Annotated in this window: 16 protein-coding genes; 6 read left to right on the plus strand and 10 right to left on the minus strand. The window is 33.3% G+C overall.

Annotated features, from left to right (window positions below; all coding sequences use genetic code 11):
* Position 1 precedes the first annotated feature (1 nt).
* Positions 2-1,312: a dihydrolipoamide acetyltransferase family protein gene (locus ACT53I_RS03000; protein ID WP_476078369.1), complete on the minus strand. Its 1,311-nt coding sequence runs from the start codon at positions 1,310-1,312 to the stop codon at positions 2-4.
* A gap of 180 nt (positions 1,313-1,492) precedes the next feature.
* Here ACT53I_RS03000 and ACT53I_RS03005 point away from each other — a divergent pair, with 180 nt between their 5' ends.
* A complete protein-coding gene (locus ACT53I_RS03005; protein ID WP_476078370.1) occupies positions 1,493-1,783 on the plus strand; it encodes a putative quinol monooxygenase in 291 nt (96 codons plus the stop codon).
* Positions 1,784-1,799: 16 nt separating this feature from the next.
* Here ACT53I_RS03005 and lipB read toward each other — a convergent pair whose 3' ends face one another.
* Entirely contained in the window at positions 1,800-2,522 is a 723-nt protein-coding gene (lipB, locus tag ACT53I_RS03010; RefSeq protein WP_476079372.1) for a lipoyl(octanoyl) transferase LipB, read from the minus strand.
* A 153-nt stretch (positions 2,523-2,675) separates the two neighbouring features.
* Here lipB and ACT53I_RS03015 point away from each other — a divergent pair, with 153 nt between their 5' ends.
* The 5 genes from ACT53I_RS03015 (at position 2,676) to ACT53I_RS03035 (ending at position 8,860) form a co-directional block, all read left to right on the plus strand.
* Entirely contained in the window at positions 2,676-3,068 is a 393-nt protein-coding gene (locus ACT53I_RS03015) for a c-type cytochrome (RefSeq protein ID WP_476078371.1), read from the plus strand.
* Positions 3,069-3,203: 135 nt separating this feature from the next.
* Positions 3,204-4,901, plus strand: coding sequence for a lysine--tRNA ligase (lysS, locus tag ACT53I_RS03020; protein WP_476078372.1), 1,698 nt, complete (start codon positions 3,204-3,206; stop codon positions 4,899-4,901).
* Between the two features lie 272 nt (positions 4,902-5,173).
* Positions 5,174-7,108 (plus strand): DNA topoisomerase (ATP-hydrolyzing) subunit B, encoded by a 1,935-nt coding sequence (gyrB, locus tag ACT53I_RS03025; protein WP_069796649.1) that lies wholly within the window; start codon positions 5,174-5,176, stop codon positions 7,106-7,108.
* An 84-nt stretch (positions 7,109-7,192) separates the two neighbouring features.
* A complete protein-coding gene (locus ACT53I_RS03030; protein ID WP_476078373.1) occupies positions 7,193-7,993 on the plus strand; it encodes a DUF3298 and DUF4163 domain-containing protein in 801 nt (266 codons plus the stop codon).
* Positions 7,994-8,011: 18 nt separating this feature from the next.
* Positions 8,012-8,860, plus strand: coding sequence for a diacylglycerol/lipid kinase family protein (locus ACT53I_RS03035; protein ID WP_476078374.1), 849 nt, complete (start codon positions 8,012-8,014; stop codon positions 8,858-8,860).
* Here the strand turns inward: ACT53I_RS03035 and ACT53I_RS03040 are convergent.
* The 8 genes from ACT53I_RS03040 to ACT53I_RS03075 all read right to left on the minus strand — a co-directional run bounded on the left by ACT53I_RS03040 (position 8,852) and on the right by ACT53I_RS03075 (position 16,058).
* Complete coding sequence (locus ACT53I_RS03040; protein ID WP_476078375.1) at positions 8,852-10,156, minus strand: cryptochrome/photolyase family protein; 1,305 nt, start codon at positions 10,154-10,156, stop codon at positions 8,852-8,854. The two genes, ACT53I_RS03035 and ACT53I_RS03040, sit on opposite strands and share 9 nt — an antisense overlap.
* A 2-nt stretch (positions 10,157-10,158) precedes the next feature.
* Positions 10,159-10,806: a MarR family winged helix-turn-helix transcriptional regulator gene (locus tag ACT53I_RS03045; protein ID WP_476078376.1), complete on the minus strand. Its 648-nt coding sequence runs from the start codon at positions 10,804-10,806 to the stop codon at positions 10,159-10,161.
* Positions 10,807-10,811: 5 nt separating this feature from the next.
* Positions 10,812-11,510 (minus strand): SDR family NAD(P)-dependent oxidoreductase, encoded by a 699-nt coding sequence (locus ACT53I_RS03050; RefSeq protein ID WP_476078377.1) that lies wholly within the window; start codon positions 11,508-11,510, stop codon positions 10,812-10,814.
* A gap of 77 nt (positions 11,511-11,587) precedes the next feature.
* Positions 11,588-11,869 carry a TIGR03643 family protein gene (locus ACT53I_RS03055; RefSeq protein WP_461378300.1) on the minus strand — a complete coding sequence of 94 codons (282 nt, stop codon included), beginning with the start codon at positions 11,867-11,869 and terminating at the stop codon, positions 11,588-11,590.
* A complete protein-coding gene (locus ACT53I_RS03060; RefSeq protein WP_476078378.1) occupies positions 11,869-13,350 on the minus strand; it encodes a cryptochrome/photolyase family protein in 1,482 nt (493 codons plus the stop codon). Before ACT53I_RS03060 ends, ACT53I_RS03055 begins: the two co-directional genes overlap by 1 nt.
* Positions 13,332-14,633, minus strand: a complete 1,302-nt coding sequence (locus ACT53I_RS03065) for a DASH family cryptochrome (protein ID WP_476078379.1) — start codon at positions 14,631-14,633, stop codon at positions 13,332-13,334. The genes ACT53I_RS03060 and ACT53I_RS03065 overlap by 19 nt, the downstream gene beginning before the upstream one ends.
* Positions 14,585-14,740 (minus strand): DUF2256 domain-containing protein, encoded by a 156-nt coding sequence (locus tag ACT53I_RS03070; protein WP_476078380.1) that lies wholly within the window; start codon positions 14,738-14,740, stop codon positions 14,585-14,587. Before ACT53I_RS03070 ends, ACT53I_RS03065 begins: the two co-directional genes overlap by 49 nt.
* A complete protein-coding gene (locus ACT53I_RS03075) occupies positions 14,733-16,058 on the minus strand; it encodes an ABC1 kinase family protein (RefSeq protein WP_476078381.1) in 1,326 nt (441 codons plus the stop codon). The genes ACT53I_RS03070 and ACT53I_RS03075 overlap by 8 nt, the downstream gene beginning before the upstream one ends.
* Positions 16,059-16,061: the final 3 nt, after the last annotated feature.

Below are 16,061 nucleotides of genomic sequence, written 5' to 3' on the forward strand. Positions count from 1 at the left end.
CTTAAATTTCTGTATTCATATCCCAGTTTTGCAGGTAATCATGAACATGTTTTAGGAACATTCCGCCAAGAGAACCGTCTACAACTCTGTGGTCATAAGAATGACTCATGAACATCATTTGACGAATACCAATCATATCTCCATCTTTGGTTTCAATAACTGCAGGCTTTTTCACAATCGCACCAATTGCCAAAATCGCAACTTGCGGTTGAGGAATAATAGGCGTTCCCATTAAATTTCCGAAAGTTCCTACGTTTGAAATGGTGTAAGTAGCACCTTGAGTATCTTCTGGACGAAGTTTTTTGTTTCTCGCTCTGTAAGCCAAATCATTAATTGCTTTTGCTAATCCAGAAAGTGATAATTGGTCAGCGTTTTTAATTACAGGAACGATAAGGTTTCCGTCTGGTAAAGCAGTTGCCATACCAATGTTGATATTTTTCTTTTTGATGATTTTGTCGCCATCTACAGAAACATTAATCATTGGGAAATCCTGAATAGCTTTTACCACAGCTTTCACAAAAATAGGCATGAAAGTTAATTTTTCACCTTCACGTTTTTCAAAAATATCTTTGTGTTTAGCTCTCCATTTTACCACATTGGTTACGTCTGATTCTATGAAAGAAGTAACGTGTGGCGAAGTTCTCTTAGAATTAACCATAGCATCTGCAATGATTTTTCTAACTCTATCCATTGGAATGATTTCGTCACCTTCTGCAACTTGAACTGGCGCAGATTGTGGAGCCGCAACAACTGGAGCCGCAACTGGAGTAGAAGTGCCTCTGTTTTTTACAAAAGCCAAAATATCTTCTTTGGTAATTCTGCCTTCTAAACCAGAACCTTTAATGGTTTTAAGTTCTGCTTCAGAGATGTTTTCTTCTTGAGCAATAGATTTTACGAGTGGAGAAAGATATACATCTCCAGAAAATTCTTGAGGAGTAGAAGTGGTAGCTAAAGGTTTTTCTAATTCTTTTACTACTTCTGCGGCAGGAACTTCAGTTTTAGGCTCTTCTGCTTTCGGAGTTTCTGCAACTGGTGCAGCTTCTCCTTCTCCTGTTGTACCATTAAGCGGAGTCGAAATGTCTAAAATAGCGATTGCTTCACCAATTTTAGCAACTTCGTCTTTATGTTTTAAAATTTTTACAATTTTCCCAGAAACTGGTGTAGGAACATCAGAGTCTACTTTGTCGGTAGCAATTTCTACCACAGAATCATCTTCATTTACGGTGTCGCCTTCTTTATATAACCAACTGATAATAGTAGCTTCCATCACGCCTTCTCCCATGCTTGGAAGGATTAATTTGTATTCTGCCATTTTACTTTTTGAATTTTCACAAAGATAAAAATTTTTTGGAATTACGAATTAATAAAAATTAGATACTTTTTTTATGAATTTTCTAATGGAAAAATTTGAGGATTCTGAGAAACTTTCAAAAATTTATTTCTGAGGTGTTTTTAAAAATCAATACTTTTGTTTTAGAAATTACAGTCAGTTATGAATTTATACATAGTAGCATTATTTAGATTTAAAGAGAATCATCTTTTTGATGCGATAGAACTATTGAAAAAGTTGGTAATAGAAACCAGAAAAGAAGAAGGTTGCTTGCAATATGATTTAATAGAAGACCGAGAAAATAAAGGCACTTTTTTCTTAATTGAACTTTGGGAAACCGAAGAATATCATCATTTACATGCAGGAACGGAGCATCTTTTTACTTTTAGACAAAACGCAGCTCCGCTGATGGAATCTCAAACGGAGGTTTACAGAGGAGCGAAGATTTTTTAAAAAGAAAAAGCGAAACTTAAAAAAGTTCCGCTTCGAAAACATCTTGAAAATGTTTCTTTATTTTTTCTTTTACTTCTTCCACTTCTGCCGGTGTAAATTCTCTTTCTAGTTCTCGTTTTAGGGAAGTAACTGCTTTGTCCTTGATTCCGCAAGGAATAATGTATTCGAAATAGCGTAAGTCTGTATTGACATTGATGGCAAAACCGTGCATAGTCACCCATTTTGAAGTTTTAACACCCAATGCACAAATTTTTCTAGCATAAGGTTTTCCTACATCTAACCAGACTCCAGTTTCGCCCACACTTCTTTCGCCTTTTAAGCCGTATTCTGCAATGGTTCTGATGATTACTTCTTCCAGATTTCTCATATATAAATGAATATCTGATTTGAAGTTGTCTAAATCTAAAATCGGATAGCCTACAAGTTGACCAAAACCATGATAAGTAATGTCTCCACCGCGATTGGTTTTTACGAAAGTGGCGTCTATTTCTTTCAGTTTACTCTCATTAGCAAGCATATTGTGCTCGTCTCCAGATTTTCCTAAAGTGTAAACATGTGGGTGTTCTACAAACAGTAAATAATTAGGAGTAGTTTCAGGTTCTTGGTCTTCGTTTTCTCTATTTTTGATTTTAATGGCAATGATTTCATCCATTAAAGATTGTTGATATTCAAAAGCCTCAAGATAATTTTTAAGACCTAGTTCTTCGAATTTTATTTTTTTGTTTTGTGAAGCGTTCATTTCTAATTTTTGGTTCACAAAAATAAGTTTTTTTTAATAATTATGCTTCGAATAAATTTTTAAAAAATTTGATATGATTTTTAGCATTTTGAAAAAAGAGAAGGCTTTATTCACTAAATTTGAAAAAATTAAAATAAATAAAATATTATATCTATGAAAAGAATTATTTTAACACTAGCTTTCGGTGCATTAGTAGCGGTTTCTTGTTCTAAGAAAGAAGAGCCAGTAAAAGAAACCAATGTAATGTTGCCAGAACCTACAGAACAAACTGCTGCTACAGCTGCTGCAACTCCTGAAGAAGAAGGTAAAGCATTAATCGCAGGTTCAGATTGTCTTACTTGTCACAAAGAAGATGCTAAATTAGTAGGTCCTTCTTATCAAGAAGTAGCGGCAAAATATACTGAAGCAGACATTGATATGTTAGCAGATAAAATCATCAACGGTGGTAGTGGAGTTTGGGGAGAAATTCCTATGGCTGCTCACGCTGGAATGGATAAAGAAAATGCAAAAAAAATGGTGAAATATATTCTCACCCTAAAAAAATAAACAATTGTACCAATTGTGATTTTAACAGAAGGCAGCCTTTTTGGGTTGCTTTTTTCTTGACCAATCTAATTTTTAAGAAATTTAAAAATTCGTAAAAAAATCCTTATTTTTGCAATTCCAAAAAATTGAAAAACAATGTCTTTATCAGAACAGGAAATCATCAGAAGAGAGAAATTACAGAAACTGACCGAAATGGGAATAAACGCATTCCCAGCAGATGAATATAAAATTACAGATACTACCAAGTCTATCAAGAACGATTTTACTGAAGGAAAATCAGTGAAAATCGCAGGTAGATTAATGTCTAGAAGAATTCAAGGGAAAGCTTCTTTCGCAGAATTACAGGATTCTGAAGGTAGAATTCAGGTGTATTTTAATCGTGATGAAATCTGTACTGGCGAAGATAAAACGCTTTATAACGAAGTCTATAAACATCTTTTAGATATTGGTGATATCATCGGTGTAGAAGGAGAGTTGTTCAAAACGCAAGTAGGAGAAATGACGGTAATGGTGAAAAACTTCACCTTATTAACCAAAGCACTTCGTCCGCTTCCTCAACCTAGAACTGATGAAAATGGAGTAACTCATGATGCTTTTAATGACCCAGAACTTAGATACAGACAGCGTTATGTAGATTTGACGGTGAATCCTCACGTAAAAGAAATTTTCGTAAAGAGAACAAAATTGTTCAATGCGATGCGTGAGTTTTTCAATAACGCAGGTTATTTCGAGGTAGAAACGCCTATTTTACAGGCAATTCCTGGTGGAGCTGCTGCAAGACCTTTCATTACGCATCATAATGCGCTAGATATTCCATTGTACATGAGAATTGCAAATGAATTATATTTGAAAAGATTAATCGTAGGTGGTTTTGATGGGGTTTATGAATTTTCTAAAAATTTCCGTAACGAAGGAATGGACAGGACCCACAATCCAGAGTTTACCGCGATGGAAATTTATGTGGCGTACAAAGATTACAACTGGATGATGGATTTCACTGAGAAATTATTAGAATTCTGTGCGGTTTCTGTTAACGGAACTCCAGAATCTCAGTTTGGAGAACATACCATCAACTGGAAAGCTCCATATCCAAGAGTTTCGATGACAGAAGCGATTCAGAAATTCACAGGTTTTGATATTACAGGAAAATCTGAAGATGAATTGCGTGATTTTGCAAAATCTATCGGGATTGAAGTAGATGAAACGATGGGTAAAGGAAAATTAATTGATGAAATTTTCGGCGAAAAATGCGAAGGAAACTTCATTCAGCCGACTTTCATTACCGATTATCCAATCGAAATGTCGCCTTTAACTAAAAAACACAGAAGCAAAGAAGGTCTTACCGAACGTTTTGAATTAATGGTTTGTGGTAAAGAAATTGCCAATGCTTATTCAGAGTTGAATGATCCAATTGATCAAAGAGAACGTTTCGAGTCTCAAATGGCGCTTTCTGAGCGTGGTGATGACGAGGCAATGTTCATAGACCAAGATTTCTTAAGAGCGTTAGAATATGGAATGCCACCAACTTCAGGTTTGGGAATTGGTATGGATAGATTAATTATGTTCTTGACCAATAATGCATCTATTCAAGAAGTATTGTTCTTCCCTCAAATGAGACCAGAAAAAGCGGTTCCAAAAGTAGAATTGAATGAAGATGATAAAATTATCATTGAGATTTTAGAAAAAAATGGAGGTGAAATGAGTTTAGCTGAGGTAAAAACGCAATCTCAATTTTCAGGAAAAAAATGGGACAAAACCTCTAAAAACCTTACCAAACTAAACGTGGTGAAGGTAGAGAAAACAGATGATGATTTGTTAATGAAATTAGTGTAAAACTATATAAATAGAATCAATAAAAGCGGACTGATGTCCGCTTTTTTATTTGGAAGAAATTGAATGAGTTTTGCAAAGAAATTTTGTGTTATTGTTGATAACTTTTTATGATTTTTAAAGCCGTTTTTTCTTTCATATCTCACTAATTTTTACGATATTTGTAAGTCTTTGCGAAATGAAGATTTTAGCCGCGAGATTTTAGATTTCAGAACTTTTGAAATCTATTTTTAATCTCAAATCTAAGCTTCAAATCCCAAAATTAAAATTTTATTATGAGTCAAAAACAATATACAGCAGACAGTATTCAGGCATTAGAAGGAATAGAACACGTACGTCTTAGACCTTCTATGTACATTGGTGATGTAGGTGTTAGAGGTTTGCATCACTTGGTTTATGAGGTAGTTGATAACTCTATTGACGAAGCTTTGGCAGGTCATTGTGATACCATTGCAGTAACCATTCACGAAGGAGACGGAATTTCTGTAAAAGATAATGGTAGAGGTATTCCTGTAGACTTTCACCAAAAAGAACAAAAATCTGCGCTAGAAGTAGTAATGACCAAAATTGGTGCAGGTGGTAAGTTTGATAAAGATTCTTACAAAGTTTCTGGTGGTCTTCACGGAGTTGGGGTTTCTTGTGTGAACGCACTTTCTACTTCGTTAATCGCTACTGTTTCTAGAAACGGAAAATTATACCAACAAAAATATTCTCAAGGAAAAGCATTAGCAGATGTACAAGAAATAGGAACTTCTACTTCTACAGGAACCGAAGTTTTCTTTCAACCAGATGGAAGCATTTTCCAAGAATTGGTATACAATTATGATACTTTAGCTGCTAGATTAAGAGAATTGGCTTTCCTAAATAAAGGAATTACCATTACTTTAACAGACGAAAGAAGAAAAAACGAAGATGGAAGTTTCCCAACTGAAACGTTCCATTCAGAAGGTGGTCTTAAAGAATTTGTTGCCTACATTGATGGAAACCGTGAATCAATCATGGAACACGTAATCTTCATGGAAGGTGAGCGTGATGATATTCCGGTAGAAGTAGCCATGCGTTACAATACTTCATTCAACGAGAATTTACACTCTTATGTAAATAATATCAATACGCACGAAGGTGGAACGCATTTAGCAGGTTTCAGAAGAGCTTTAACGAGAACTCTAAAGAAATATGCTGATGAACTAGGTCTTCCTGCAAAAGAAAAAGTAGAAATTACGGGTGATGACTTTAGAGAAGGTCTTACAGCGATTATTTCTGTAAAAGTGATGGAGCCTCAGTTCGAAGGGCAAACCAAAACCAAATTAGGAAACTCAGAAGTTTCTGGTGCAGTAGATAAAATTGTAGGCGAAATGCTTACTAATTTCTTAGAAGAAAACCCTAATGAAGCGAAGCAAATCGTACAAAAAGTAGTATTAGCTGCAAAAGCAAGACAAGCTGCGAAAAAAGCTCGTGAAATGGTTCAGAGAAAATCTCCAATGGGAGGTTCTGGTTTACCAGGGAAATTATCTGACTGTTCTTCTAAAGATCCAGAAATTTCAGAAATCTTCTTAGTAGAGGGAGATTCTGCAGGTGGAACCGCTAAACAAGGTAGAGATAGACATTTCCAAGCGATTCTTCCATTGAGAGGTAAAATCTTGAACGTAGAAAAATCTATGCTTCACAAAGTTTATGATAATGACGAAATCAAGAATATTTATACTGCTCTTGGTGTTTCTGTAGGAACTGAAGAAGATTCTAAAGCTTTGAACTTGGCAAAACTAAGATATCACAAAATCGTAATCATGACCGATGCTGATATTGATGGTTCTCACATTTCTACGTTGATTCTTACGTTCTTCTTTAGATATATGAAAGAACTCATCGAACAAGGATACATTTACATTGCACAACCTCCTTTATATTTATTGAAAAAAGGAAACAAAAAAATGTATGCTTACAACGAGAAAGAAAGAGAAGCAAAAACATTAGAAATGGCTCCAGATGGAAAAGGAGTAGAAGTACAGCGTTATAAAGGTCTTGGGGAAATGAACCCAGAACAGTTATGGGAAACGACTTTAAATCCTGAAAACAGAATCTTAAAACAGGTAACCATAGAAAGCCTTGCAGAAGCAGATAACGTATTCTCTATGTTAATGGGCGACGAAGTGCCACCAAGAAGAGAATTCATCGAGAAAAATGCAATCTATGCAAATATTGACGCTTAAAATTCAATATTTTATCAATAATTTCAAAACCGTTCAATTTTTGGACGGTTTTTTGCTATATTTAAGTTCACAAATCTGAATTCCATGAAAACTATTTTTCTAGCTTTAGCTACTGCTTTCGTACTCTTTTCTTGTAGCCCAAAAACTACAGGAAATAAAGGAATAATTCCAGAAAATGCCAATGAATTAGCTTCTGAAAATTTACCTTTTGCAGTAGATTCTCTTCAATTGCAAGATTCTATTTCTGTTGCGAAAACTTTGAAATTACGAACTTCATCAACCATTTTGTTATTTCCTACGCTGCATAATAAAACTTTATTAGACAGTATTTATAGTCCATCAGGAATCAGATTAGAGACCTATTATAAAGAAAATATTCAGAAAGAATTGGTAAATCAAAAAGAAGCTTATTTTTCTCAAGGTCAAGAAGATGCTAAAGAATATACTCCAGATTTTGAACAAACTTGGGAAGAAAATTCTTACATGAAGGTTTTTTCTAATCAAAATGATATCCTTACCATTTCCTATGAAAATGATGGATATTCTGGTGGAGCACATGGTTATTACAATGTATTGTTCAAAAATTTTGATTTAAAAACCAATGCATTGATTCAACTTTCTGATGTTTTCATGGACATCAATAAAGTAGATTGGAATAAAATTTTAATGAAAAATTTTAAAAATCCAGACCAAAAAGAAATGCTTTTAGTCGATAAAATTCCCGTAAATAACAATTTCTATTTTGATTCCCAAAATATCACTTTTGTGTACAATCAATACGAAATTACAGCTTATGCAGCAGGAGTAGTAGAAATTTCTATCCCTTTTTCTGAGTTGAAAGCTTATTTAAAACCAGAATTTATTTCGAGGAATAACATTAAATAATTCCGTACTTTTGCACCCATGCAAAACGTAGCATTTATCATCAATCCTTTTTCTGCAAAGAAAAATTATCAGCCTTTTCTTAATTCTTTACAATCAAAGGTTGAAAATCCGTTGTATTTAATTTCTAAATCCATTCAAGATACTGAAAATTTCATCAAAGAAAATTTTGAAAAAGTAGACATTTTCGTTGCTATTGGTGGTGACGGAACCATTTCTACAGTGGCGAAAAATTTAATTCACACGGATAAAATTCTCGGGATTTTCCCAGCAGGAAGTGGTAACGGTTTTTCGAATGAAACCAAGTTTTCTAAAAATTTAGACGAACTTTTAGCGAAAATCCAAAAGAAAAATTTTAAAGAAATTGATACGTTTACGGTAAACGAAAGATTTTCGATTAATGTAGCTGGAGTAGGATTTGACGGCGCTGTAATCGAAGCTTTTGAGAAGACTTCTAGAGGTTTTAAAAATTATATCAAAACTTCTATTCAGACTTTTTTTAAATACCAACCGATTACCATCAAATTCGAAGAAAAATTTAAAAAATTTGACGGAAAATACTTGATGCTCAATGTTGCAAACACCCGTCAATTCGGGAATAATGCTTACATTGCTCCTCATGCAAGTAAAAGTGATGGCTTGTTAGAAATTGCTTTGGTAAAGAAGTTTCCTTTCACTCATTCTGGCGTTTTTGCGTACAGAATGTTTACAAAAAAATTGGTTCCCAATCAGTACATTCATTATTTGTCAGTTCCAGAAATTGAGTTTTCTGTAGATTCTGATTTGTGGCATTTAGACGGTGAATTTAACCAAATTTCATCTCCAGTTAAAGTAAAAGTGCTCCCAAAAAGTTTAAGAATTTTAGTCTAAATTATCTAAAGCTTCTTTGTACACTTTTAGTACTTTTTCTCTGGCTTTTTTATGCTCTACAATAGGTTTTGGATAGTTTTTCGTTCCAAATTCAGGAATCCATTTTTTAATATATTTAAAATCTGGATCGAATTTTTTCTGCTGTTCATCAGGATTGAAAATTCTAAAATATGGAGCAGCATCACAACCAGAACTTGCACACCATTGCCAGTTTCCATTATTCGCACTTAAATCGTAATCCATTAATTTTTCCGCAAAATAAGCTTCGCCAATTCGCCAGTCGATAAGCAAATGTTTGATGAGGAAACTCGCCGTAATCATTCTGACTCTATTGTGCATAAAACCTGTAGCGTTCAGTTCACGCATTCCCGCATCTACAATAAGAAATCCCGTTGTTCCGGCTTTCCATTTTTCTAGAAATTCAGGATTATTTTCCCAAGGAATCGCATCATATTTTGACTTGAAAGAATGATTGACCACTTTCGGAAAATGATACAAAATCTGCATAAAAAATTCTCTCCAAATCAATTCTTTCAAGAAGGTAAGATTATTTTCTTTGGCAATTTTGGCTAATTTTCTCACGCTAATGGTTCCAAATCTCAGATGAACGCCTAATTGTGTAGTTCCTTTTACCGCAGGGAAATTTCGGGTTTCTTCATAGGTTTTGATGATGTGAAGGTCTGCTTCTGGAACTTCAAATGTTAAATCTGTTTTTTGAAAACCAATATCTTCAATTTTGAACTCCTCAAAAGGAACATCTAATAAATTGTCTAGTTTTTTTTCTGATGGAAATCCTTGTAAATCAACTTTTTGAAATTCATTGAGCCAAAGTTTTGAATATGGTGTATAAACTGTGTAAGGTTTTTTGTCGGCTTTTACAATTTCGTTTTTGTGAAAAATAACTTGGTCTTTAAACTGATGAAAAGCTATATCTTTTGAAGCCAAAAAATCGGCAATTTCTTGGTCTCTTTTTATTGCGTAAGGTTCATAATCTTCATTGCTGTAAACGGCTTCTATTTCATAGTTTTCAGTGAGTTTTTTATAAATTTCAAGAGGTTTTCCTTTGAAGATTTTGATGCCTTTATTCTTTGATTTTAAAAAAGAATTCAGGGTATGTAAAGCTTGTACAATGAAATCAACTCTCTTGTCCGACTTATTTTCTAATAAATCTAAAATATCTTCGTCAAAAATAAAAATAGGTAGCACCTTTTTACCAGATTCTAATGCTTGATATAATCCGTGATTGTCTTTTAAACGAAGGTCTCTTCTGAACCAAAAAATAGAAATTTTATCCATGCTTATTCTATCAAATGAAGGAGTTCTTTAATTTCAGAATTTTTGTATTCTGTGTACAAAGTGTAATGAAAATCGTTTACTTTTTTAAGTAATTCCAGCAATTTTGTTTTTTCATCACTTTTAAGGTTAGCCGAAAGAATTTTAGAAGTGGTATTGACTTTATCTACCGATTGATGGAAGGCTTCTTCTCCTTTTTTGGTCAAAGTCAATCTTTTGGCACGTTTGTCATTTTCATCCACCATTTCTTGAATCAAACCATCATCTAAAAGTCTTTTGATGATTTGAATTCCTGTTTGTTTTTCGTGACCGTTTCTTTCGATGAGTTGCATTTTGGTCAAAGAAGGCTCATCTTTGAGTCTGTACAAATATGTGAATTCTTCATTGGCTAAAGTCGGAAAATCGCTTAAACCTTTGCGAATCATTTGTTTAGAAAATCTGCCCAAAAGCAAAACCTGTTTGCAAATTTCATTTTCGGTGAAACTTACTTCGTGGTTTTCGTTTTTAAAAAGTTTGGTCGGACTTTCTGTTGTATATTTTTTTTCGTTGAGCCAAATTCTGAAATCTTCTATCGTAGCATGATTTTTAAACGATTTAGAATGTTCGTATTCCTGAACTTCTAAAAGGAGATTAATTAAAAAACTGGTTTCCATATTGCTTATAATTTAATAGTACTCATTCCTCCGTCAATGCCAAAAATCTGTCCGGTAATCCAAGAAGAAGAATCAGAAAGTAAAAATACAACCATTTTTGCAATTTCTTCAGGATTTCCTATTTTCTGTAGCGGATGTCTTTTTGCAGCGGCTTCTCTTTTTTCTGGTGATGCCAATAAAGCAGTGGCTAAATTGGTGTCTGAAAGTGACGGTGCAATAGCGTTAAATCTTATTTTTTGAAGCGAAAATTCTGCCGCTAAACTTTTTACCAAACCTTCTACAGCGCTTTTACTTGCGGCGATAGAAGAATGAAAAGGCATCCCTAATTTTGCTGCAACGGTGCTGAATAAAACCACACTTGCACTGTCAGATTTTTTAAGATTTGGCAATAATTTCTGAATGATTTTAATAGCTCCCAAAACGTTAATTTCAAAGTCTTTTTTGAAATCTTCATCAGATAATCTGCCGAAAGGTTTCAGATTAATGCTTCCTGGTGCATAAACCAATCCGTCAATTTTTTCAGGAAAAGAAACATCATCTAAACTGTCTATTAGGATGTCTTTTTGATAAAAATGAAGTTTTACATTATTCAATTCTGGAGTTTCTGTTCTAGAAATTCCGATGATTTGCGCTTCGTTTTGTAATTGTTTTGCTGTGGCTAAACCTATTCCGCTTCCACAACCGATAATGACTATATTTTTCATATTATTTTAACTTTTTGTTTATTTTTCTCACAGATTTCACAAATTTTAAATCTAAAATCTTACATCTAAAATCTCATTTATCTTTTTGATATTTTATTTAAACTAATGGTTTTCTGTCTGGTACATTTAAATCTTTCAATTTCTGGATTTCTCTTTTTGAGATGTTTTTGACTAATGCCAGAATTCACTCTTTTTCTCCAAAGATTGAAAGAACTTCTTTTTAGTTCAGTTCTCATTATAGCGATGGTTTCAGCTTCAGAAATTCCAAACTGAAAAGTAATGGCTTCAAACGGTGTTCTGTCTTCCCATGCCATTTCTATAATTCTGTCTATTTGTTCTACACTAAAATTTTTTTTCATCATTGGTCTAATTTTTCTAAAAAGTTTTGAGCTCTCACGAGATGTAATTCTTTTTGTTGCTCCGTCATTTTATTCCAAGTAATAAGCATCATGCTCAATCTTGGGTTTTTTCTGAAAAATTCCTTATTTTTAGCAATGAAATTCCAAAAAAGAGCATCCCAAATTTCTCCCCAATTTTCAGTGGAATAATCACTCATTTTTTTGAGATAGTTGCTTCCGCTGATATACGGTTTTGTGCTCATCAAACCGCCATCTGCAAACAAACTCATGCCATAAACATTAGGAACCATCACCCAATCATACGCATCGATGAACATTTCCATAAACCATTGATAGACGTCATTTGGATGAAATTCACACAAATTCATAAAATTGGCGAGAACCATCAATCGTTCAATGTGATGAGCGTAACCCGTTTTCAATATTTTTTTTATGGTTTTATCAATCGGAGCAATTCCTGTAGTTCCATCATAAAAAGATTTTGGAATTTTTCGTTGATGCTTCCAAAAATTTCGGGTTCTTTCGAAACTACCTTTGTAAAAATAAATTCCTCGAATAAATTCTCGCCAACCTAAAATCTGACGAATAAATCCTTCTAATGAATTGAGTGGAATTTCATTTTTTTGAGCAAATTCTATGGATTTTTCGATGATGTAATTTGGAGTTAAAAAGCCAATGTTCATCAATGGAGACAACACACTGTGATGCAAAAAATGCTCATGTTCTACAATGCTGTCTTCATAAATTCCAAATTCCAAAAATCTGTTTTCTAAGAAATTTTCAAGCCAAATTTCCGCTTCTGAATAGGTAGTTGGATAGATTTGATAATCTGTTAATTCCCCGTAATGATTTCCGAAATTTTCAGAAACGTATTTTTTGGCTTCTTTGAAAAAACGATTATTCTGAGGAAATGAAAAAGAAGGTGATTTTTTATTTTTAGGATATTTTTTTCTGTTTTCGGTATCGAAAGTCCATTTTCCGCCTATTGGTTTTCCGCTTTCTAAAAGGATATTTCTAGAAATGCGCTGTTGCTTGTAAAAATCAGTTTGATGATAATGCTTTTTGCCTTCAAAATAAACCTTTAAATCTTCTTTTGAATTGATAAAACTTGGGTTTTCAATAATCTCAACTTCTAGTTTTGTCTTTAAAATTCTCTTTTCCAACCAATCGTCACAAACATCTATGATTTTGATTTTTTCAAAACCTTCTTGTTCTAAAAATTGTATTAAATTTCGAATATCTGAAAGCTCCGAAATGCTTTCTATATACTGAACTTTGAATCCTTTTTCGAGTAGAAAGTTTTCATAGAAGTTCATAGTAGCTCTATGAAAAGCCAGTTTCTGTTGGTGAAATGTATACTGTTTGAAAAACAAAAATTCTTCCACTAAAAAGACAGGAATTTCCTTTTCAAGAAATGAAATCTCTTGAAACAACTGATGCGGAAATATCAATTGTGCCGTTTTTAGTGGTTTTTCAGCCATAAATTTCTAAATTTTTTATTGCTATCATATTGTTCAGCTTGTTTTTCTGTGTTGAAACTTCTGTCTCGTGTATCATTTCCTATTCCAGCCAAATACAACCAGTTTCCGTAATTGCTGTGAACATCATAATCGATGAGCATTTCTTCGAAATAGGCTGCACCAATTCGCCAATCTAGTTTTAGATTTTTACAGAAATAAGAAGCTACATTTTGTCTTCCTCGATTGCTCATGAAACCCGTTTTTTGGAGTTCAATCATGTTGGCATTCACAAATTCTGAGTGCGTTTTTCCAGAAACCCACTGTTCTAATTTTTTAGGATTATTCTGAAATTCTACATTTTTATGGGATTGAAGTCCGTTTTTGTAAAAAATTTCATTGCGGTGTTGCAAAGCAATAAATTTGAAATAATCTCGCCACAGCAATTCGAAAATCAACCAATACGTAGATTCATTGGCTCCGAATTTTTGTTCAAATTTTTTCACTTCATCATAAATGGAAACCGCTGAAATACTTCCATTAGCCAACCACGACGAAAATTTGGAACTGTAATCACTTCCTACCAATCCATTTCTGGTATTTTTATAATCTTTAAGCAATTGAGTTTCCTCAAAATAATAATGCAGTCTTTCCCAAGCTGCGTTTTCACCGCCAGAAAAAGGAAATGCTGAATGAGGATGCGTTTTAAAATTTTCAAAACCTAATTTTTCTAAATCAATTTTGTCTGATGGAATTTCTAGCTCGAAATAAACTTTTCTTTTTTTTGTTTTTAAAGGTTTTCTTACGATGAAATTCTTTTCAACCTTGTTTCTGAAAGTGGTAAAAAGTGCAGGGATTTTTTCTAATTTTCCGAAAACAAATTCAGGTTCTAGCAAGAATTGAGAATAATATTTTTCAAATTTCACATGAGGTAAGACAGAAGAAACGCTCTTTTCTACATCTATTTCTTCTTGAGTAAATTCTTCTTCACAAAAGATTTTTTGAATAGAGTAGTGTTCATTGATTTTTTCAAAAATATCCTTTGTTTTTCCAAATTTTGTTAGAAAAGGAATATTGAGTTCAGCAAGATTTTGTTTTAAATCTTGAACACTTTCTAACAAAAATTTTGCACGAAATTTTCCGATTTTTCTGAAACCAAACTGCTTTTTTTGATAAAAATCTTCATCGAAAATATACAATGCTATAAAAGGCAAATCTTCTTGAGCTGCCTTAAATAGTGATATTTGGTCTTTGGTTCTTAAATCATTTTTGAACCAAACGATGTTGATTTTTTGTTTTTCCTGCATTTTTCGCTACAATATTTCACTTCTTCCCAGTCTTTTTTCCATTTTTTGCGCCAGTTAAAAGGGAAACCGCAAACTTCACAGATTTTTGAGGGCAAATTTTTAGGCATTTTCTACCATGAATTTTTGATAATGGTTAATTTCTATTCCTTCAGCTCTTAAATCGTGCATCATATTATATAAACCAAAAAACGTTCGGTTCAGATAAATAAAATGTCTAGAACCACGATTGGTATTCATGTTTTTTAAATCGCTGAGTTTAGCATAACGCTGACCTAAATCTGCAATTTCTTGGAAGAAATTTTCATCAGAAAAGTCAAAAAAATCTTGATTAAATGGTCTGGTAAATAATTCTAACATTTCATGGAAAAGCTTGCTAAAAAAAACTTTTTCTTCTGATGAATCTTCGGGTTTTAGAATTTCTAATTCATACAATTTTTGTTCAAAAAATGCAGGATTCATTAGATTTTCCAGTTTAGCCAATTCAAAGTAAGGCTCATAAAAATCACTCGGAATTTCCTTCACGCAACCAAAATCTATCACCATTAATTCGCCTTTTTCCGAAATCAAAAAATTTCCAGGATGTGGATCTGCGTGAACTTGCTTCAAAACGTGCATTTGATACATGTAAAAATCCCAAAGTGTTTGTCCGATTTTATTCAGCATTTTCTGTGGATGCTTGGTTTTAATAAATTCAGAGAAATGTTTTCCGTGCAACCAGTCCATCGTGATGATTTTTTCGCATGAGAATTCTGGATAATATTTTGGGAATTTTATATTTTCTAAATGAGCACATTGTTGCGCAATTTGCTCACTTCGTGAGAGTTCTAAATCATAATTGGTTTCTTCATACAATTTATCTTCTACTTCTTTAAAGTACGATTCAGAACCTTCTTTTCTGATGTTGAACATCTTCATCGCAATAGGTTTTACCAATTTCAAATCGCTGGAAATGCTTTCTTGAACTCCAGGATATTGAATTTTTACGGCCAATTCTTGACCTTTTTTTTTGGCTTTATGAACCTGACCAATACTCGCTGCATTGACTGATTCTGGCGAAAATTCATCAAAAATATCTTCAGGATTTTTACCAAAATATTTTCTAAAAGTCTTTTTAACCAAAGCTCCAGAAAGTGGCGGAACCGAAAACTGCGAAAGCGAAAATTTTTCTACATAAGCTTGCGGCATTATATTTTTTTCCATACTCAGCATTTGTGCTACTTTCAGCGCAGAACCTTTCAATTCCTTTAAACTGTCATAGATGTCTGCTGCATTGTCTTCGTTTAGAATTTTTTTGGCTTCTTCTTCGTCTTTGGTGATTTTGTTGCCGTAATATTTAATGTAATTTACGCCAACTTTTGCACCGGCTTTCAGTAAATTGCTGGCGCGTTCTATTTTTCCCGTGGGAATTTTATTGAGGGTTTTCATTTT

The organism is Cloacibacterium sp. DMC96, from assembly GCF_056313765.1.

Coding starts and splice junctions, on each gene's coding strand:
- ACT53I_RS03000 (WP_476078369.1), bottom strand. CDS start 1,312: ATGGCAGAATACAAATTAATCCTTCCAAGCATGGGAGAAGGCGTGATG.
- ACT53I_RS03005 (WP_476078370.1), top strand. CDS start 1,493: ATGAATTTATACATAGTAGCATTATTTAGATTTAAAGAGAATCATCTT.
- lipB (WP_476079372.1), bottom strand. CDS start 2,522: ATGAACGCTTCACAAAACAAAAAAATAAAATTCGAAGAACTAGGTCTT.
- ACT53I_RS03015 (WP_476078371.1), top strand. CDS start 2,676: ATGAAAAGAATTATTTTAACACTAGCTTTCGGTGCATTAGTAGCGGTT.
- lysS (WP_476078372.1), top strand. CDS start 3,204: ATGTCTTTATCAGAACAGGAAATCATCAGAAGAGAGAAATTACAGAAA.
- gyrB (WP_069796649.1), top strand. CDS start 5,174: ATGAGTCAAAAACAATATACAGCAGACAGTATTCAGGCATTAGAAGGA.
- ACT53I_RS03030 (WP_476078373.1), top strand. CDS start 7,193: ATGAAAACTATTTTTCTAGCTTTAGCTACTGCTTTCGTACTCTTTTCT.
- ACT53I_RS03035 (WP_476078374.1), top strand. CDS start 8,012: ATGCAAAACGTAGCATTTATCATCAATCCTTTTTCTGCAAAGAAAAAT.
- ACT53I_RS03040 (WP_476078375.1), bottom strand. CDS start 10,156: ATGGATAAAATTTCTATTTTTTGGTTCAGAAGAGACCTTCGTTTAAAA.
- ACT53I_RS03045 (WP_476078376.1), bottom strand. CDS start 10,806: ATGGAAACCAGTTTTTTAATTAATCTCCTTTTAGAAGTTCAGGAATAC.
- ACT53I_RS03050 (WP_476078377.1), bottom strand. CDS start 11,510: ATGAAAAATATAGTCATTATCGGTTGTGGAAGCGGAATAGGTTTAGCC.
- ACT53I_RS03055 (WP_461378300.1), bottom strand. CDS start 11,869: ATGAAAAAAAATTTTAGTGTAGAACAAATAGACAGAATTATAGAAATG.
- ACT53I_RS03060 (WP_476078378.1), bottom strand. CDS start 13,350: ATGGCTGAAAAACCACTAAAAACGGCACAATTGATATTTCCGCATCAG.
- ACT53I_RS03065 (WP_476078379.1), bottom strand. CDS start 14,633: ATGCAGGAAAAACAAAAAATCAACATCGTTTGGTTCAAAAATGATTTA.
- ACT53I_RS03070 (WP_476078380.1), bottom strand. CDS start 14,740: ATGCCTAAAAATTTGCCCTCAAAAATCTGTGAAGTTTGCGGTTTCCCT.
- ACT53I_RS03075 (WP_476078381.1), bottom strand. CDS start 16,058: ATGAAAACCCTCAATAAAATTCCCACGGGAAAAATAGAACGCGCCAGC.